Source organism: Sphaerisporangium sp. NPDC051017 (genome assembly GCF_040683095.1).
In the GTDB taxonomy this organism is placed as follows: Bacteria; Actinomycetota; Actinomycetes; order Streptosporangiales; family Streptosporangiaceae; genus Sphaerisporangium.
The window spans coordinates 40,842-59,070 of sequence record NZ_JBFBCI010000016.1 but is presented as its reverse complement, the minus strand read 5'-3'; the positions used below and the strand labels follow the sequence as shown (position 1 = coordinate 59,070).

15 protein-coding genes and 2 pseudogenes are annotated in these 18,229 nt (G+C 70.7%); 16 read left to right on the top strand and 1 reads right to left on the bottom strand.

The window, feature by feature from the left end; all coding sequences use genetic code 11:
- Positions 1–16 precede the first annotated feature (16 nt).
- From AB0M95_RS15915 to AB0M95_RS15875, 9 genes are all read left to right on the top strand, one after another.
- On the top strand, positions 17–1,654 hold the full coding sequence (locus AB0M95_RS15915) for a thiamine pyrophosphate-dependent enzyme (RefSeq protein ID WP_363764390.1): 1,638 nt from the start codon (positions 17–19) through the stop codon (positions 1,652–1,654).
- Complete coding sequence (locus AB0M95_RS15910; RefSeq protein WP_363764387.1) at positions 1,651–3,093, top strand: aldehyde dehydrogenase family protein; 1,443 nt, start codon at positions 1,651–1,653, stop codon at positions 3,091–3,093. The genes AB0M95_RS15915 and AB0M95_RS15910 overlap by 4 nt, the downstream gene beginning before the upstream one ends.
- A gap of 97 nt (positions 3,094–3,190) precedes the next feature.
- Positions 3,191–4,354, top strand: coding sequence for an ABC transporter ATP-binding protein (locus AB0M95_RS15905; protein ID WP_363764384.1), 1,164 nt, complete (start codon positions 3,191–3,193; stop codon positions 4,352–4,354).
- 76 nt (positions 4,355–4,430) lie between these two features.
- Positions 4,431–5,585, top strand: a complete 1,155-nt coding sequence (locus AB0M95_RS15900) for an ABC transporter substrate-binding protein (RefSeq protein ID WP_363764382.1) — start codon at positions 4,431–4,433, stop codon at positions 5,583–5,585.
- Positions 5,586–5,620: 35 nt separating this feature from the next.
- A complete protein-coding gene (locus AB0M95_RS15895) occupies positions 5,621–7,066 on the top strand; it encodes a fumarylacetoacetate hydrolase family protein (RefSeq protein ID WP_363764379.1) in 1,446 nt (481 codons plus the stop codon).
- A gap of 34 nt (positions 7,067–7,100) precedes the next feature.
- Positions 7,101–8,033, top strand: a complete 933-nt coding sequence (gene dapA, locus AB0M95_RS15890) for a 4-hydroxy-tetrahydrodipicolinate synthase (RefSeq protein ID WP_363764377.1) — start codon at positions 7,101–7,103, stop codon at positions 8,031–8,033.
- Positions 8,030–9,508, top strand: a complete 1,479-nt coding sequence (gene hpaE / locus AB0M95_RS15885) for a 5-carboxymethyl-2-hydroxymuconate semialdehyde dehydrogenase (RefSeq protein ID WP_363764374.1) — start codon at positions 8,030–8,032, stop codon at positions 9,506–9,508. The genes dapA and hpaE overlap by 4 nt, the downstream gene beginning before the upstream one ends.
- Before the next feature lie 64 nt (positions 9,509–9,572).
- Positions 9,573–10,154: a hypothetical protein gene (locus AB0M95_RS15880; protein ID WP_363764372.1), complete on the top strand. Its 582-nt coding sequence runs from the start codon at positions 9,573–9,575 to the stop codon at positions 10,152–10,154.
- A gap of 153 nt (positions 10,155–10,307) precedes the next feature.
- The gene (locus tag AB0M95_RS15875) at positions 10,308–11,486 is read left to right on the top strand and encodes an XRE family transcriptional regulator (RefSeq protein ID WP_363764369.1); all 1,179 of its coding nucleotides are present in this window, start codon (positions 10,308–10,310) and stop codon (positions 11,484–11,486) included.
- A 456-nt stretch (positions 11,487–11,942) separates the two neighbouring features.
- Here the strand turns inward: AB0M95_RS15875 and AB0M95_RS15870 are convergent, their stop codons facing one another.
- Positions 11,943–12,257 (bottom strand): hypothetical protein, encoded by a 315-nt coding sequence (locus AB0M95_RS15870; protein WP_363764366.1) that lies wholly within the window; start codon positions 12,255–12,257, stop codon positions 11,943–11,945.
- A 146-nt stretch (positions 12,258–12,403) separates the two neighbouring features.
- On the opposite strand from AB0M95_RS15870, the pseudogene AB0M95_RS15865 reads away from it, so the two are divergent.
- The 7 genes and pseudogenes from AB0M95_RS15865 to AB0M95_RS15835 form a co-directional block, all read left to right on the top strand.
- Positions 12,404–12,634: pseudogene (locus AB0M95_RS15865) on the top strand (aldehyde dehydrogenase family protein); the annotation flags it as partial.
- A 149-nt stretch (positions 12,635–12,783) separates the two neighbouring features.
- A pseudogene (locus tag AB0M95_RS15860) lies at positions 12,784–13,005 on the top strand (aldehyde dehydrogenase family protein); the annotation flags it as partial.
- A gap of 87 nt (positions 13,006–13,092) precedes the next feature.
- The gene (locus tag AB0M95_RS15855; RefSeq protein ID WP_363764363.1) at positions 13,093–14,679 is read left to right on the top strand and encodes an ABC transporter substrate-binding protein; all 1,587 of its coding nucleotides are present in this window, start codon (positions 13,093–13,095) and stop codon (positions 14,677–14,679) included.
- The gene (locus AB0M95_RS15850; protein ID WP_363764360.1) at positions 14,661–15,659 is read left to right on the top strand and encodes an ABC transporter permease; all 999 of its coding nucleotides are present in this window, start codon (positions 14,661–14,663) and stop codon (positions 15,657–15,659) included. The genes AB0M95_RS15855 and AB0M95_RS15850 overlap by 19 nt, the downstream gene beginning before the upstream one ends.
- On the top strand, positions 15,659–16,504 hold the full coding sequence (locus AB0M95_RS15845) for an ABC transporter permease (RefSeq protein WP_363764357.1): 846 nt from the start codon (positions 15,659–15,661) through the stop codon (positions 16,502–16,504). Before AB0M95_RS15850 ends, AB0M95_RS15845 begins: the two co-directional genes overlap by 1 nt.
- Positions 16,501–17,457 carry an ABC transporter ATP-binding protein gene (locus AB0M95_RS15840; protein WP_363764354.1) on the top strand — a complete coding sequence of 319 codons (957 nt, stop codon included), beginning with the start codon at positions 16,501–16,503 and terminating at the stop codon, positions 17,455–17,457. The genes AB0M95_RS15845 and AB0M95_RS15840 overlap by 4 nt, the downstream gene beginning before the upstream one ends.
- Positions 17,444–18,103, top strand: coding sequence for an ATP-binding cassette domain-containing protein (locus AB0M95_RS15835; protein WP_363764351.1), 660 nt, complete (start codon positions 17,444–17,446; stop codon positions 18,101–18,103). The genes AB0M95_RS15840 and AB0M95_RS15835 overlap by 14 nt, the downstream gene beginning before the upstream one ends.
- Positions 18,104–18,229 lie beyond the last annotated feature (126 nt).

Here is an 18,229-nt window from a genome sequence, read left to right as displayed (position 1 = left end):
TTCCCTAAGGAGACCCATGGAGATGACGGGCGGCGAGGCTCTCGCCCGTTCGCTGGCGGCCAACGGCGTCAGCCAGATATTCGGCATCCCCGGCGTGCAGCTCGACCATGCCGCGGACGCCCTCTACCACGCGAGCGACGACATCGCCTTCACCTGCGTGCGTAACGAGCAGGCCGCCACCTACATGGCCGACGGCTACGCCCGCTCCACCGGCCGGCCCGGCGTCGCGATGGTGGTGCCGGGGCCGGGCATGCTGAACGGCCTGGCCGGCCTCGCCACCGGGTACGCCTGCTCCTCGCCGCTGCTCTACATCTGTGGGCAGATCGATTCGGCGGCGATCGGCAGAGGACTCGGCGTGCTGCACGAGATCCCCGACCAGAGCGGCATCCTGCGCACGCTCACCAAGTGGAGCGGCCTGGCGGAGCGTCCCGAGGACATCCCCGGCCTGGTCCACCGCGCCTTCGCTGAGATGCGCTCGGGGAGGCCCCGCCCGGTCGGCCTGGAGATCCCTCCCGACGTGCTCGCCGCGCGGGCCGACGTCCAGATCCCGGGCGCCGCTCCGCACGCGCCCGTTGTCCCGGACCGGAAGCTGATCGACGCCGTGGCCGAGCTGCTGCGCGGCTCCCGGCGGCCGTTGATCTACGCGGGTGGCGGCGTGATCGCCGCCGACGCCTCGGAGGAGCTGCGCGAGCTGGCGGAGATCCTGCACGCGCCGGTCGTGATGAGCGAGAACGGCCGCGGCGCGATCTCCGCCGGACACCCGCTCGCCTTCGACGCGCTCGCGTTCCGCCGACTGCGCGAGGACGCCGACATCGTGCTCGCCCTGGGCACCCGCTTCGTGACCGCGTTCAGCACCCAGGTGAACACGGCCGGGGCCCGGCTGGTGATGATCAACGCCGAGGCCGCCGACCTCGGTGAGCCCCGGACCCCCGACCTCGCCGTGCACGGCGACGCGCGGCTGGCGCTCGCCGCGCTGGCCGAGGAACTGCGTGGCGTAGACCGTGAGTGCCGCGTGGCGGAGTTCGACGCGGCGCGGGACTGGCTGGAGGAGCAGTACGCCGACATCGCCCCGCAACGGGCCTACCTGCGGGCGATCCGCGCCGCGCTGCCGGACGACGGCGTCCTGGTCAGCGAACTGACCCAGGTCGGCTACGCCGCCAACGCCTGCTTCCCGGTCTATCGGCCGCGCACCTTCCTGACGCCGGGATACCAGGGCACGCTGGGGTACGGCTTCGCGACCGCGCTCGGCGCGAAGGCGGCCGACCCGGACCGGCCCGTCGTCTCCATCACCGGCGACGGGGGCTTCTCCTGGACGCTCCAGGAGCTCTCCACGGCGAAGAAGTACGGCCTGGCCACGGTGACGGTGGTCTTCAACGACGGCTTCTTCGGCAACGTGCGGCGGATCCAGAAGAACCGTTTCGGCGCCCGTTACTTCGCCAGTGACCTGGTCAACCCCGACTACGCCAAGCTCGCCGACGCCTTCGGCGTCGCCGCGGCCCGGGCGACCGGTCCCGAGGAGCTGGAGACGGTGCTGAAGGAGGCGCTGGCCGCCGGTGAGCCGGTGCTCGTCGACGCTCCCGTCAAGGAGTTCCCGGGCCCCTGGCATCTGATCCATGAGGGCGTGCCGCGCCCCGCACCGCTGGAGGAGTCATGATCGAGCGCGACGACCTGCTGATCGGTGGCGAGTGGACCGCCGCGCACGGCGGCGCCCTCGGCACCTCCGGCACGCTCGACGTGGTCGACCCCGCCACGGACGAAGTGGTGGGGCGCGTCCCGATCGCGTCGGCCGAGGACGTCGACGCCGCGGTCCGGGCCGCCGCCGCGGCGTTCCCGGCCTGGTCCGAGGTGCCGATGACGGAGCGGGTCGCGCTGGTCGAGCGGATCAGGGCCGGAGTCGAGGAACGGCGTGAGGAACTGGCCGCGCTGCTCACGCTCCAGATGGGCACGCCCATCACGTTCGCCAGGCAGGCGCAGCTCGGCGTCGCGCTGGCCGACCTCGACGCGATCGTCAAGGCCGGGCGCGACTACGCCGCCGAGGAGGTCATCGGCGGCGCCCTGGTCGTGCGTGAGCCCGCCGGGGTCGTGGCCGCCATCACCCCGTGGAACTTCCCGTTGCACCAGGTCGCCCTCAAGGTGGGCGCGGCGCTCGTGGCCGGGTGCACGATCGTGCTGAAGCCGAGCGAGCTGACGCCGCTGGACGCCTACGTCTTCGCCGAGATCGTCCAGGCCGCGGGGGCGCCCGCGGGCGTGTTCAACCTGGTGCCGGGCGACGGGCCCGTGACCGCGGAGGCGCTCGCCGCGCATCCGCTGGTGGACATGGTCACGCTGACCGGATCCGTTCGCGCGGGGGCGCGGGTGGCCGAACTGGCCGCCCGCACGATCAAGAGGGTCACCCTGGAGCTCGGCGGGAAGTCGGCCGGCATCGTGCTCGACGACGCGGACCTGGCGACCGTCGTTCCGCAGGCCGTCGGTGGCTGCTTCGCCAACTCCGGCCAGATCTGCGCCGCGCTGACCAGGGTGCTCGTCCCCGAGCACCTGCTGGGAGAGGTCGAACGGCGCGCGGTCGAGGCGGCGTCCGGCTGGGTGCCCGGCCCGCCGTCCGACCCGGCCACCAGGCTCGGCCCGCAGGCGTCGCGACGGCAGCAGCGGATCGTCCAGGACTACATCGAGGCCGGGATCGCGGAGGGGGCGCGGCTCATCGTGGGCGGCGCCCCGATAGAAGGCCCGGGGGCCTATGTATCGCCGACGATCTTCTCGGGCGTGCGCCCCGAGATGACGATCGCGCGTGAGGAGATCTTCGGCCCGGTCCTCTCGATCATGAGCTACACCACGGAAGACGAGGCCGTCGCCATCGCCAACGACTCCGAGTACGGGCTGTCGGGCGGCGTGTGGTCGGCAGACCCTGCCCGGGCGCTGGCGGTGGCCCGCCGTCTGCGCACCGGGATGGTGAGCGTCAACGGGGCCGGGCTCAACGTGGCGGCGCCCTTCGGCGGCTACAAGCGGTCCGGCGTCGGCCGCGAGGGCGGACGCTACGGCATCGAGGAGTTCCTGGAGACCAAGACCGTGGTCGGCATGCCCGAAGGCGTCGCCTGAAGCGTCACCGGCCGCGTCGCGTGACGGGTCGTCCCGCGGTCCTCGTACAGGGCCGCAACATCAGAACAATCTTCTCTTTGGTTTGGTTGGAGCGGGCATGGCAGAAGTGCGGATCACCGGACTGGTGAAGCGCTTCGGGGACGTCACCGTGGTCCGGGACGTCGAGCTGACGATCTCCGACGGCGAGTTCCTGACGCTGCTCGGCCCGAGCGGCTGCGGGAAGACGACCACGCTACGCTGCCTCGCCGGACTGGAGACGCCGACCGCGGGCGAGATCACCATCGGAGGCGACACCGTCTACTCCGCCGCGCGCGGCGTGTGCCTGCCGCCGGAGCGGCGTCGCGTGGGGATGGTGTTCCAGAGCTACGCGCTCTGGCCGCACCTGACGGCCGGTGCCAACGTCGGTTACCCGCTCCGCGCGGCCCGGATGAGAGCGGCCGAGCGCAGGGCGAGGGTGGCCGAGATGCTGGGGGCGGTCGCCCTGGCCGACCACGCCGGGCGCTACCCGGGCGAGCTGTCCGGCGGGCAGCAGCAGCGGATCGCGCTCGCCAGGGCGATGGCCGCACACCCCCGGCTCATGCTCTTCGACGAGCCGCTGTCGAACCTCGACGCCAAGCTGCGGGTCGGCATGCGTACCGCGATCCGCCGGCTCCAGCGGGAGATCGGCACCACCGCCGTCTACGTCACGCACGACCAGGAAGAGGTGATGGCGCTCTCGGACCGGGTCGTGGTGATGAGCGAGGCGGTGATACAGCAGGAGGGCACGCCCCGCGAGGTCTACACGCGCCCGGCCAACCGGTTCGTGGCGGACTTCATGGGGTTCGAGAACATCTTCGACGGGACCGTGTGCGAGGCGGACGGCACAGGGTTCTCCTTCCACCCGTCCCCGGGCGGGCCGCCCCTGAGGGTCGCCGGGCCGCCGCCGGGCCCGTCCGGTTCCGCCGTCGAGGTCGCCGTACGGGCCGCCCACGTGCGGATGGTCCCGGAAGGGGCGGCGGGCGAGGAGCCCGGCGTGCGCAGGGCCGTGGTCCTCGACGCCGTCTACCTCGGCGGGCGGACCGAGCTGACGGTGGACGCGGAGGGGCTGCCGATCACGGTGTCCGTGTCGCACGGGTACAGCGCCGGGCACGCGGACGTACCCGGGCACGAGGATGGCGGCGTCCGGGTTCCCCGTACCGGGGAGCGGATCGCGGTCGCGCTGAGCGCCGGGCACGCCGTGGTGCTCGGGAGGGCCGGAACCTCGGCCGGGGTGGGCGCGTGACCGCCGATGGCCGCGTGACCGCCGGGGCGCCGCCGTACCCCGGCGTGCCGCGGGGCCTTCCCCGCCGCCTGGTCGCGTGGGCACGGCGATGATCGCGCTGCAGGCGCTGCTCGCGCTGGTGCTGCCGCTGGTCCAGCTCTACATCGGCAGCTTCCAATCCTTCTTCGGGCTCTACGACAACTGGACGCTCGACAACTACCGCAAGGTGCTCGACGACCCGGACACGATCGACGCGATCATCACCACGTTCGGCCTGGCCTTGGTCGGAGGGTTCGTGACCATGCTCCTGTGCGTACCTGCGCCTGCTCATCCCCGGCTGAAGATCGTCGCGTACATGCAGGGGTGGGAGCAGTACCAGAAGGTGTGGGACGCCTTCGAGAAGCGCTTCCCCGGGATCACCACCAAGGGCCTGGCGGTCAACGGCCCCGAGTTGACGACCAAGCTGTCCGCCGAGCGCTCCTCGGGCAAGCACGTCGGCAGCCTGCTCGGCGGTCCCGACTTCCAGCGCAAGGAGGTGCTGAAGCCCCTGGACCTGCCGACGGCCAAGACGCTGGGCGCCGCCTACCGCGAGGACTCGCGCATCTTCTACGCGCCGACGACCACGGTCTGGGGCATCGAGTACAACTCGGATAAGGTGGCCGGCGCCGACGTGCCCAGGAAGTGGGCCGATCTGCTGGACCCGAAGTGGAAGGGCCGGATCGTGGCGGGCGACCCCACCACGCCGAGCGCCACCTCCGGCACGCTCATCCGGCTGTACGGCGGGCACGCGATCGACGACGCCTGGCTGGACCGGCTGAAGGCGCAGGACGTCACGTTCAAGTCGTCACTGGAGATCGCCGACCAGTCGGTCGCCCGCGGCGAGTTCGACGTCCTGCTGACCACGCTGTCGGACTTCTTCTTCCCGTCCAAGGCGAAGGGCGCGCCGATCGGGTTCGCCTTCCCGCTGGAGGACGGCAACGTCTCGACCCCGACCTACTTCGCCGCGCTCAAGGACGGCGCCGCCCCCGCGGACACCGAACTGCTCATGAACTGGCTGTTCACCGCCGAGGCGCAGCAGGCGTTCGCGCAGATCGACGCGCTGCCCACGATGCCGGGCGCGCCCGCGGTCCAGGGCCTGGTCCCGCTGGACCAGGTGAAGTTGCTCGACATCCCCGGGCCGGAGGAGATCACCTCCCTCTGGGACCCCATGACCACCAAGTTCAAGGACGTCTTCGGCTCTCCCAAGGGCTGAATCGCGCCGCCGAGTCGCGCCAAGGAGCACTTCCCGTGACACATCCGCTGGGATTCGCGCCGTCGAAGATCATCGCGGTGCATCTCAACTATCGGAGCAGGGCGGAGGAGCGGGGCCGCCTGCCCGAAACTCCCTCCTACTTCCTCAAGCCGCCCTCGTCGCTCAGCCACTCGGGTGTCCCGGTGGTCCGGCCGCGCGGTTGTGCCTACCTCGCCTTCGAGGGGGAGATCGCGGTCGTCATCGGGCGGCGGGCACACCGGGTGCGCGTCGCCGACGCGCTCGACCATGTGGCGGGCTACGCCGCGGCCAACGACTTCGGCGTGTACGACCTGCGCCACGCCGATCGCGGCTCCAACGTCCGCTCCAAGGGCGCCGACGGATTCACCCCCATCGGCCCCACCCTGCTCGACGCCCGCGAGGTGGACCCGAACCGCCTCACCCTGCGTACATGGGTCAACGGCGAGCTGGTGCAGGAGGCGTCCACCGAGGAGCTGCTGTTCCCGTTCGCCGTCCTGGTCGCGGATCTGTCCCGGCTCATGACGCTGGAACCCGGTGATGTCATCCTCGCCGGAACCCCGGCGGGGTCTACCGTGGTCCGTCCGGGTGACGTCGTCGAGGTCGAGCTGGAGAACTCCGGCCGGCTGTGCAACGAGATCGTCGAGGCCGATCACGACCTGGAGCCGATCGGCGCCATGCCGCGCGTCTCGGCCGCCGACCGGGACGCCGCCCTCGGTGGGCGCGCCGCACCGGCCGTCGATCCGGCTCCCGATCTCGTACGGCCCGCGGTGCCCGAGGAGACGCTGGCCGCGCTGCGCACGGTGTCCACCGCCACGCTTTCCAGCGTGCTGCGCAAGAAGGGCATCGAGCACCACTTCATCGAGGGCGTGCGCCCGGCCCGCCCCGATCTGCGGATGGTGGGCTTCGCGCGGACCCTGCGGTACGTGCCCCTGCGCGAGGACGTCTTCGCCGAGATCGGCGGAGGCATGAACGCTCAGAAGCGCACCGTCGAGGAGATCCGGCCTGGCGAGGTGCTCGTCATCGAGGCGCGCGGCGACCACGGCGCGGGCACCCTCGGCGACATCCTCGCCCTGCGCGCGCTGCGGCGCGGCGCGGCGGGTGTGGTGACCGACGGCGGGTTGCGCGACAGTCCCTCGTTCGCCTCCCTCGACCTGCCGACGTACTACGGAGTCCCGCACGCCGCCGTGCTCGGGCGCAGGCACGTCCCCCTGGAGGGCGACGTGCCCGTGGCGTGCGGGGGAGTCCTCGTCATGCCGGGTGACCTGCTGGTCGGGGACGCCGAGGGTGTCGTGGTCATCCCGCCCGCGCTGGCCGTGGACGTGACCGCCGAGGCGGTCGAGCAGGAACGTCAGGAGCGGTTCATCTACGAGCGGGTCGCCGCCGGGGAGAGCGTCGACGGGCTCTACCCGATCGGCCCGCGATGGCGGGACGCGTACGACGCCTGGGCCGCGAACCACAGCTGAGCACGTTTCCGAATATTTCCCGAGGAGAGATGACGTGAAGTTCCGATCAGTTCCCGCATCCATCCGGGGCTCGATCGCCCCTGTGGTCACACCGTTCACCGCCACCGGCGACGTGGACCTCGACGGGCTGCGCGGACTCGTCCGCTGGCAGTTGGAGTCCGGTTCGCACGGCATCTCCCTGGGCGGTTCCACCGGAGAGCCCGGCGCGCAGAGCGTCGACGAGCGGATCGCCGCGATGGAGGCCGTCGCCGAGATCGTGGCCGACAGGGTGCCGTTCCTGCCGGGCACGGGGTCGGCGAAGCTGGAGGAGACCCTCCGCCTCACCGCCGCCGCCCGCGACCTCGGTGCCGATGCGGCTCTGGTGATCACGCCGTACTACGCCCGGCCCACGCAGGAGGCGCTGCACACCTGGTACACCACCGTGGCCCGGGAGTTTCCCGACCTGCCGATCGTGATCTACAACGTGCCGTCCAGGACGGCCGTCGACATCGATCCGGCCACGGTGGCGCGGATCCGACGTGACAACGACAACGTCGTCGGCATCAAGGAGACCACCAAGGACTTCGAGCACTTCTCGCGGGTGCTCCACGCGTGCGGGCGCGACTTCCTGGTGTGGTCGGGCATCGAGCTGCTCTGCCTGCCGCTGCTCGCGCTCGGCGGTGCGGGATTCGTCAGCGCGGTCGCCAACATCGCCCCGCGCGCCGTCGCCGGCATGTACGAGGCGTGGACGGCCGGAGACACCGAGACCGCCCTCGACCTGCACTACGCCCTGCACCCCCTGGTCGACCTGCTGTTCGTGGAGACCAACCCGGCACCGGCCAAGTCGGTGCTCGAACGGCGTGGCCTGATTCGGTCCGGCCACGTGCGCCCGCCGCTCATCACGCCCACGGCGGCGGGCCTGGCCAAGATCGACACGCTCCTCGCCCAGGGGAGCGACCTGCTAGCGAAGGAGCGGTACCCCCGATGACCGGACATCCGGAACTGATCGAGCACTACATCGGCGGACGCCTGGTGCCGAGCCTGGACGGCTCCGCCGTCGACGTGCTCGAACCGGTGCGCAACACGCCTTACACCAAGGTCGCGGCGGGCAAGGCCGCCGACGTCGCCCGTGCGGTCGCCGCCGCCCGGGAGGCGTACGAGCACGGGCCGTGGCCGTCGATGCGGGCCCGCGAGCGGGCCGGGATCCTGAACCGGATCGCCGACGCCATCGAGGCGCGCGGGGCCCGGATCGCCGAGATGGAGGCGCATGACACCGGCCTGCCCATCACGCAGGCGCGCGGGCAGGCGGCCCGCGCGGCGGAGAACTTCCGGTTCTTCGCCGACGTCATCGTGGCCTCCGGCGAGGAGGCGTACAGCGTTCCGGGCAGCCAGCTCAACTACGTGACGCGCAAGCCGATCGGCGTGGCCGGCCTGATCACACCGTGGAACACGCCGTTCATGCTGGAGACCTGGAAGCTGGCGCCCGCGCTGGCGTCGGGATGCACGCTGGTGCTGAAGCCCGCGGAGTGGTCGCCGCTCAGTGCCTCGGTGCTCCCCGAGATCATGGAGGAGGCGGGCGTCCCGGCCGGGGTGTTCAACATCGTGCACGGCATCGGCGAGGAGGCCGGGGCGGCGCTGGTCGAGCACCCGGACGTCCCCATCGTGTCGTTCACCGGGGAGACCACCACCGGAAAGACCATCATGAGGAGCGCGGCCGAGCACCTCAAGACCCTGTCCATGGAACTCGGCGGGAAGTCCCCCGTGCTGGTGTTCGCGGACGCCGACCTGGAGGCCGCCCTGGACTCCGCGGTGTTCGGCATCTTCTCGCTGAACGGCGAACGGTGCACGGCGGGGTCGCGGATCCTGGTGGAACGGTCCGTCTACGAGGAGTTCACCGCACGGCTGGCCAAGCGGGCCGACAACGTGCGGGTGGGCCTGCCCTCCGACCCGGCCACCGAGGTCGGCGCACTGATCCACCCGGAGCACCACGCCCGCGTGCTGGACTACGTGCGGATCGGCATCGAGGAGGGGGCACGCCTGGTCGCCGGGGGAGTGGTCCCCGACGACCTGGCGGGCGGCAACTTCCTGCGGCCCACGGTCTTCGCCGATGTGACGCCCGACATGCGGATCTTCACCGAGGAGATCTTCGGGCCGGTCGTCTGCGTGTCCCCCTTCGATACCCAGGAGGAGGCGATCGCGCTGGCCAACGCCACCCGGTACGGCCTGGCCGGGTACGTGTGGACGAGCGACCTGAAGCGGGGCCACCAGGTCGCCGACGCCGTGGAGTCGGGGATGCTCTGGCTCAACTCGCACAACATCCGCGACCTGCGCACGCCGTTCGGCGGGGTCAAGGCCAGCGGCCTCGGCCGTGAGGGCGGACGGCACAGCATCGACCTCTACACCGAGCCGAAGATCGTGCACGTCGCCCTCGGCGACACCCATGTGCCCAGGTTCGGCGTCTGATAGAGCGATTTGTACGCCGCCTGCGAGGTGCCCGAGCCCGAGGTCTTCGAGCCGGACCGGTTCCTTGGCGTGGATCTGGGGCATCGCCGACATCGCCGGCACCTCTGATGGCCTCCGGGAGGCGGGCAGGCAGTCGAACCAGGTGCGGCACCGTAACCGCCGCCTTCGCGCCCGCCTCCAGGCCGAGGGCGCCACGTCGGCCAAGCGGCTGCTTCGCAAGCTGTCCGGGCGCGAGGTGCGTTTCGAGGCCGGCACCGACCACCGCATCGCGAAAATCATCCTGACCGAGGCGCAACGCACCTGTCGCGGGATCGCCCTGGAAGACCTGGGCGATATCCGCGAGAGGGTTCGGCTCCGCCAGCCCCAGCGGGTCACCCCGCATGTACACGCTGCCGATGCCCCCTGCCGAACGCGGTGCGTTCGCAATGCCCCGCTCGCCGGCGACCGAACCTCCTCGGCGGTGGTGTCGAAGGGCCGCTCGCGGGTTGCCCAAAGCCGCCCGGCGTCGCTACGCATGATCCGCCGGCCCACCGGCACATTCTCGAACAAAGCGACTGTCCGGTTCTGCATAGTCAGGGAACCCCTCCTGGTCAAGGAAGCCCGCTCGGTCTCCACGACCGCAGCGGTGCCGGTTTTCGCTGTGTGAATCCATGACAACGCTTCGTGATCGTGCTCGACAGGGGAGACTGGAGGAGACAGGAGGCGATCCCCCATCCCTGAGGTAGCGATGAACGAGCGTCAGATTTGGGCGGCCCGGCTACGCGCGGAGAGGCAGGCCCGCCTGTGGAGCCTGAAGGACATGGCCGTACGGCTGAACGCGGCAGCCGACGAACCTACTCGTGAACGGTTGCCGCACGCCGAGAGCCTGCGGCGGATGATCCGTTCGTGGGAGGCGGGTGAGCACCGTCCGAGCGAGCTGTACGCGGAGCTGTATCGTCGAGCATTCGGAACCGTGACGGAGACCGCTTTCGACGCCGCCGCACGGGGCGGCGATGACGCGGACGGCATCGGCGGCTTCGTCGTCGCTGACTCTGTTCTCACGCTCGACGATGAAGAACGCCTGGTGCGCGCCGCCCGAGCGCCCCGGCGCCTGGACTCCGCCGTCATCGACTCGCTGGCGGTCGTGCTGGCCGAGCAGCGTCGTACGGAAGACAGGATAGGTTCGGTGCCGCTGATCGCGCCGGTCCGGGCGCAACTCGCTGTCGCGGAGAAGCTCGTCAGCGACGCGCGGGGTCCGCTGCGCGGGCGAATGCTCGACCTGGGCGGGCAGTGGGCACAGTTCGCCGGCTGGCTGCACGCGAGCGCGGGTCGCTGGGCCGAGGCCGACCGGCACTACGACCGGGCGCTCCAGTGGGGGAGCGAAGTGGGAAATGCCGACTTGATCGCCACCGCGCTCAACATGAAGGGACACCTGGCCTGGCTGAGCCGTACGGCGGGTCCTTTGATCAGCCTCTCCCAGGCCGCGCAGCGGGACCGGGCGGTGAGCCACGGCGTGCGGGCCTTGGCCGTGCAGCAGGAGGCTCGCGGGCTCGCGCTCGCCGGGGAGGCCGATTCGACGGACCGCAAGTTCGACGAGGCCGCAGCCCTAACGTCGCGGGCCGCCGAGCATCCCGAAGACGAGCCGCCCTGGATCTACTTCTTCGGCCTCGGCTACCTCACCCTGCAGCGCGGGCTCGCCTACCGCTACCTCGGCCGCTACGGCGAGGCCATCGAATTGCTGCATAGAGGGCTGCAGGCGCTTGATCCGCAGGCGCGCCGTGCCGAGTGGGCGGGAGCGTACATCCTGCAGATGGCGATCGCCCACGCCGCGCTGGGCGACATCGAACAGGCGTGCTCAGCGGCTGGACAGGTTGCGGACATCGCCGATCAGACCGAGTCGACTCGTCTCAGGGCCCAACTCCTTGATCTTCATCGTCGTCTGCTTCGAGTCCAGCCGCGTCACTCCGCGGTCGCGGTGCTGGGTGAACGACTACGCTGATCACTGCTTGTGACTGCGACAGCTACGCATGGTCAGGATGCGATCATTTCTGCACACTAACCTCGCACCGCCTATGTACGGCGTGCGACATCAACGGCCTACTACGCGCTCTTGCACGAACTCGTTCAGCACGGTGCCAAGCGCGCCGCCAGGAAAGGATCGAGGTAGCACCAGGCGATTGGCCGCTGATCCGCTCATGGCAACTTCAAGAAAGCCGCTCGGTGGGTGCAGCACATCGCCGCTGGCCGGACGACTCTCAATCCCGTTCGGCTCCTTCTCGTCGATCCCGACAGCCAGCGGTCCCAGCGGACCTCGAAGTGCTGTCCGACGCTTAGGTCTCGTAGCGGCGTCGATCGGAAAGGCGCACCCTCTGCCACTGTGTCAACTGGCCTGCCGCAGCCGATCAATTAAACCGTCCTGACCCCACGATTTGCCTGGACGGTCAACCGTTCCTTCTCAAACTCGGTGCTTGTTGCGTTTCTTGAGTCCCCACAACTCTTCCCCCTCCGGGGACAGCCAAGAAAGTGCTCCGGCTCCGAGAAGGAGCTTGCGTAGTTCATCGTCTTCGAACGCGCCGACTCGACGCTTGATGGCGTCGAAACTACGAAGCTCCCATCTTTCGTCGGAGAGGAGTTCTTTGATGGCCTGTTCGGCGTGCAACTGTGGCCGCATGGCCTCACGAAGACGCTTCGCCTCCCTACGTGCTGTCATCAGACTGCCCACAGTCGAGACGATTATCGATACGATGCCTGCCACCACAGCTTCGATCACAAGTCATCCATACACGCTAATGCCACGAACGACAAGAAGCTTCACCCGGAGAACAATCTGGCAACCTCTCAAAACGCCCAGATGGTCCCCGGCTGCCATGATCGACCGCCTCGTTTAGCATGCCGAAGTGATCTTACTCAAGGTAGATGGCTACCATCTCAAGAACCTCGACCTCGGCAGGCATCTCTGGGGGACCACTACGATATAAACAGACAACCTCTATTTGGTCCCTTCACCATTCAGGGATACTCGCCGAGGCCGGTGTGCCGGAGGGCGTGGCACAGATCGTGCCGGGCGGACGGGAGACCGGGGAGGCCCTCGTCGGCGACGGCCGCGCCGACCTCATCGTGTTCACCGGTCACCACGAGACGGGCAGGGTGATCGCCAAGGCCGCGGTCGATCGCCTGATCCCCACCGCGATGGAACTGGGCGGCAAGTTCCCCAGATCGTCTTCTCCGACGCGGACCTGGGCCGGGTCGTGGAGGGGGTGGTCAACGGCGTCTTCGGTGACTGAGGCCAGGCCTGCGTCGCCGGATCCCGCCTCCTGGTACAGGACGACGTGTACGACGTCGTCCTGGAGCGGGTGGCCGCCCGCACCAGGGAACTCGTCGTCGATGATCCCCGCCTACCGGGCGTGCACGTCGGGCAGCAGGCGACCGCGCACACCTACAAGGTGATCTCCAATCTCGTTCCTTTCGGTGGGAACCCTGTTCGTCGTCGCCCACCGCGCTGGGCCCTGCTCCGATGAGCCACGGCCTATCGGTCATCCTCTAGCCAGATTCTGGCAACTGCGAATTACTTGCAATAATGATCGATCTCGTTCTACCTTCGCCCCATGAAGCTCACCCGTGCCGGTTTCGTCCCCATTACAGTGCTCATAGTGGCGCTCGTCCTTTCCGCCTGCGGAAGGCCGTCGGCCCCCGGGACGGGGGAGAAGCCGCGTGACACGTTCGTGCTCGGGCTCGGATCGGAGCCGGACACGCTCAACCCCGTCCTCGGCTACGCGCCCGACGGAGGGTCGTTGCTGTTCGACGGGCTGGTCACCAGGAACGCGGATCTGACCCTGAAGCCGGCGCTCGCCGAGCGGCTGCCGGAGGCCACCGGCACCACCGTCACCTTCACCCTGCGCCAGGGAGTGAAGTTCCACGACGGTACGCCGCTGACCAGCGCGGACGTCGCTCATACCTACCAGGCGGTGCTGGACGCGAAGAACAACTCGACCATCCGCGGCGACTACACCGCCATCGAGTCCGTCGAGGCCACGGACCCGGCCACGGTCGTCTTCCACCTGAAGTACCCGTACGCGCCGATCCTCCAGCGTGCCACCCTGGGCGTCGTCCCGCGGCACCTGCTCGACGGGCAGAGCCTGGAGAAGGCGGCGTTCAACACCAAGCCCGTCGGCACCGGGCCGTACCGCTTCGTCTCCTGGACGCCCGGGGACAAGATCGTGCTGGAGGCCAATCCTCAGTACTGGGGCGGCGCCCCGGCGATCAAGCGGCTGGTGATGGCGTACGCCGCCGACGACAACGTGCGCGCCACCCGGATGGCGGCGGGTGAGTTCGACGCCACCGAGCTGCCGCCCAAGGCCGCCGCCCGCTTCGACGGCCAGGCCGGCATGACCGTCTACCGGGCGCCGAGCGCCGACTACCGCGGCGTGATGTTCCCGCTGGAAGCTCCCGTGACCGGCGACAGGGCCGTACGCCGGGCGCTCGGCCTGGGGCTGGACCGCCAGGCGATGGTCGACACGATCCTGGCCGGAGCCGGACGCCCGGCGTTCGGGCCCATCGCCCCTGACACCACCTGGCACAACCCGGCCGTCGACGGCTCGCCCACGCCCGACCAGGTCGGCGCGACCCGGCTGCTGGAGGAGGCAGGCTGGAAACCCGGCCCCGACGGCATCCGCCGCAAGGACGGCAGGCCCGCGAGCTTCACGCTGATGTACCCGGCGGGGGACTCGCTGCGCAAGGAACTGGCCCTCGCGTTCACCTCCGACGCCAAGAAGCTCGGCGTCGACGTCCGGCTCGCCGGGCTGGACTGGGACGCCATCGTGCCCCGCATGGCCAAGGACGCCCTGGTCATGGGGTACGGAACCCCGTTCGACCCCGACTACACCAACTTCGAGCTGTTCCATTCGAGCTTCTCGGGCCAGGGCTTCTTCAACCCCGGCCACTACAAGGTGCCCGAGGTGGACGCGCTGCTGGAGAAGGGGCGCGAGCAGACCGACCCGGCGGCGCGCAAGCAGGCCTACGACGCCTTCCAGCAGCGCATCCACGACGACGCCGTGTGGGCGTACCTGGTCTACCTCAAGCACGTGTACGTCGTCCGGGGAACGTGGACGGGCATCACGCCGGGGGTGGAGGCGCACGAGCACGCCACCGCCGGCCTGTTCCGCAACCTCGCCGAGTGGAAGCCCGGCCCGTGACGCGCGCCCTCGCCCGGATGGCGGCATGGCGGCTCGCGTTCGCCGCCCCGCTGGTCCTCGTGGTCACGCTCGGCATGTTCGCGCTGGCCAAAGCCTCGCCCTTCGACCCGGTCCGCCAGTACCTGGGGGACCGGGCGCTGACGACCAGCCCGGAGATCGCCCGGCAGATCCGCGAGTCCTGGGGCCTGGACCGGCCGGTCGCCGAGCAGTACCTGACCTGGCTCGGCAACCTGCTGCGCGGCGAGTTCGGAGAGTCGCGCAGCATGCACCGGCCGGTCGCCGAGGTGATCGGCGAGCGGCTCGGCTGGACGCTGCTCGCGGCAGGCTGTGCCGTCGTGCTCATGCTGGTCGCGAGCCTGGTCGTGGGGGCGGTGGCGGCCTGGCGCCAGGGCTCGTGGATCGACCGGCTGATCACCGGCACGGCCTACGCCAACGAGGCCGCCCCCGTCTTCTGGACGGCGCTCATCGCGATCTGGGTGTTCGCGGTGAAGCTGCGCTGGCTGCCCGCGGGCGGGCTCACCGACGCGGCGACCGGCGCGGTCGAGCCCGGGGACGTGCTGCGGCACATGATCCTGCCGGTGGCCGTGCTGGCGTTCTCGCAGTCCTCCTGGCTGCTGCTGTTCGTCCGGGAATCGCTGATCACGACGCTGCGGGAGGACTTCGTCGTCGGCGCCCGGGCCCGCGGCCTGCGGGAACGTACCGTGATCGTGCGGCACGCCCTGCGCTCGGCGCTGCTGCCGTTCATCACGCTGCTCGGTGCGCGCGTCCCCGAGCTCGTCACCGGCGCGATTCTCGTAGAGACGGTGTTCTCCTGGCCCGGCGTCGCCTCGGCGTCCGTCCAGGCGGCGCTGGCCGCCGACTTCCCGCTGCTCGCCGCGCTCACGCTGCTGGCCACGCTCGCGGTCGTCGCCGGGAACCTGCTCGCCGACTCCGCCTATGCCATCGCCGATCCGCGGGTGCGGGTCCTGGGGGTCAGTTGATGACGGCCCACACGCACATCACCCCGGTACGGCGGACCCACTGGCTCGCCGTAACCGTGCTGGCCGCGCTCGCCCTGGCCGTGCTCGTCGTGCCGATCCTCGCCCGGCTCGACCAGCAACTGGTCGACCTGCGTCTGGCCTCGCTCCCGCCGAGCCTCGCGCACCCGTTCGGCACCGACGAGGTGGGACGCGACGTGCTGCTGCGCGCCGTCTACGGACTGCGGGTCTCCCTGCTCGTCGGCCTGGCGGCGGCGCTGGTGTCCGTCACGATCGGCACCCTGGCGGGCCTGGTGGCGGGCGCGCTCGGTGGCACCGCCGATCGCGTCCTCATGCGGGTCGTCGACGGCTTCAACTCGGTGCCGCACCTGCTGTTCGGCATCTTCATCGTGGCCCTGTTCTCCCCGAGCGCCACCGCCGTCGTCGTCTCGGTCGCCCTCACGCACTGGATGACCGCGGCCCGCATCGTCCGCTCCGAGGTGCTGTCCCTGCGCGCCCGCCCGTTCGTGGACGCGGCCATTTCCGGCGGGTCGAGCAGGCTGCGGATCGTCCGCCGCCACCTGCTGCCCCACCTCACCCCGCACATCGCGCTGGCCGCGGTGCTGATGGTCCCGCACGCCATCTGGCACGAGACCGCGCTGAGCTTCCTCGGCCTGGGCCTGCCGCCCCACCTCGCCTCGCTCGGCAACATGATCAACGACGGGGCGCGGTCGCTGCTCGCCGGGAACTGGTGGGCCTCGCTCTTCCCCGGCCTGTTCATCCTCCTGCCCACCCTGGCGATCTCGTCCCTCGCCCAGTACTGGCGGGACCGCGCCAACCCGCGCCGGCGATCGGAGCTCCAGCTATGACCACCTCCGCCGGATCCCGCCTGCGCGTCGACGGGCTGACGGTTCGCTTCCACCTTCCCGGCGCCACCGTGCACGCCGTCACCGACGCGCACTTCACGGTCGGACAGGGGGAGTGCCTGGCCCTGGTCGGCGAGTCCGGCTGCGGCAAGTCCGTCATGGCCCACGCGCTGCTCGGACTGCTCCCCGGCAACGCCACCATCACGGGGTCCGCACGGCTGGAGACCGGCGACGCCTCCCCGGTGGAGCTGATCGGCGCACCGGAGAGGCTGCTGGCCCGCACGGTGCGCGGGCGCCGCGTCGGCCTGGTCCCGCAGAGCCCCGCCGCGCACCTCACCCCCGTCCGGACGGCACGTGCCCAGCTCACCGAGGCGTTGCGCGAACTGGGCAACCCCGCCCCGGCGGACGACCTGGCCGCGCGGGCGGGGCTCCGGCCGCGGGACCTGGACCTGTACCCCCACCAGCTCTCCGGCGGCATGGCGCAGCGCGTCGTCAACGCGATCGCCCTCGCCGGAGATCCCTGGCTCGTCATCGCCGACGAGCCCACCAGCGGCCTGGACCGTCCTCTGGTGGACGCGACCATGGCCGAGCTGCGGCGGCTGACCGGCGAGGGGCGGGCCGTCCTGCTCATCACCCACGACCTGCGGGCCGCCGAGCAGGTGGCCGACCACGTCGCCGTCATGTACGCCGGGCGCATCGTGTCGCTGGACCTCGCAGGAGAGTTCTTCGCCGGTCCTCGCCATCCGTACGCCGCGGGCCTGCTGGACGCGTTGCCGTCCCGGCGCTTCACCGCGATCCCGGGACGGCCGCCCGAGCTCACCGACCTGCCCGCCGGGTGCGCCTTCCGTCCGCGCTGCGCGCGCGCCGACGCGGCCTGCGACGACGTGCCCTCGATGCCCGCGGGTGCCGGCCGGGTCGCCTGCCACCACCCTCTGGAGAGTCATGCTGCACGCTGAAGGCGTCACCGTCATCTACGGTCGCCGCCGGGTGCTCGACAACGCCGGGATCACCCTGCGGCCGGGAACCGTCACCGGGCTCGCCGGGCCCAGCGGATGCGGCAAGTCCACCCTCGCCCGCGTGCTCGGCCTCGTCCAGAAGCCCGCCACCGGCCGGGTCACCATCGACGGCGCCGAGGCGCGCCGCTGGCGCAGCCGAGCCGGCCGGGAGCTGCGCATCCGTATCGGGCTGATCTTCCAGCAGCCCCGGCTCGCGGTCGACCCCCGCTTTACCCTGCGGGAGATCATCGCCGAGCCCCTGCGCGCGACCGGCCGTAGTCCGGGCAGGGCCGGCGAACTGGCCGAGGAGATGGGCCTGACCTCCGACCTGCTCACCCGCAGGCCGCATGAGGTGTCCGACGGCCAGCTCCAGCGCGCCTGCGTCGCCCGCGCCCTCGCGCTGCGCCCCCGTTACGTGATCTGCGATGAGATGACCACGATGCTCGACGCGTCCACGCAGGCACACCTCGTCGCCCGCTTGGAGGCGTACCGGGAGGAGAGCGGCGCCGGGGTCCTGGCCATCACCCACGACGACGAGCTCCTGGCCCGGTGGGCGGGCGCCGAGGGGGCGATCCACCACATGGGGGCGGCGGAGCCGCGCGCCTGAGGGCGCGGCAAAGCGTCCTTACCGCAGGCCGGGAACCAGAGCCGGGTCGCGGCCGACTGATCTCTTGGTGGGCCTGAATCTCTCAGGCCCGTGGGTCGTACGCCCTGACGACACCTCAGGAAACTC

Bases quoted from the DNA above. Each gene is read 5' to 3' on its own strand.
- AB0M95_RS15915 (WP_363764390.1), top strand. From the start codon at position 17: ATGGAGATGACGGGCGGCGAGGCTCTCGCCCGTTCGCTGGCGGCCAAC.
- AB0M95_RS15910 (WP_363764387.1), top strand. From the start codon at position 1,651: ATGATCGAGCGCGACGACCTGCTGATCGGTGGCGAGTGGACCGCCGCG.
- AB0M95_RS15905 (WP_363764384.1), top strand. From the start codon at position 3,191: ATGGCAGAAGTGCGGATCACCGGACTGGTGAAGCGCTTCGGGGACGTC.
- hpaE (WP_363764374.1), top strand. From the start codon at position 8,030: ATGACCGGACATCCGGAACTGATCGAGCACTACATCGGCGGACGCCTG.
- AB0M95_RS15875 (WP_363764369.1), top strand. From the start codon at position 10,308: ATGGCCGTACGGCTGAACGCGGCAGCCGACGAACCTACTCGTGAACGG.
- AB0M95_RS15855 (WP_363764363.1), top strand. From the start codon at position 13,093: ATGAAGCTCACCCGTGCCGGTTTCGTCCCCATTACAGTGCTCATAGTG.
- AB0M95_RS15845 (WP_363764357.1), top strand. From the start codon at position 15,659: ATGACGGCCCACACGCACATCACCCCGGTACGGCGGACCCACTGGCTC.
- AB0M95_RS15840 (WP_363764354.1), top strand. From the start codon at position 16,501: ATGACCACCTCCGCCGGATCCCGCCTGCGCGTCGACGGGCTGACGGTT.
- AB0M95_RS15835 (WP_363764351.1), top strand. From the start codon at position 17,444: ATGCTGCACGCTGAAGGCGTCACCGTCATCTACGGTCGCCGCCGGGTG.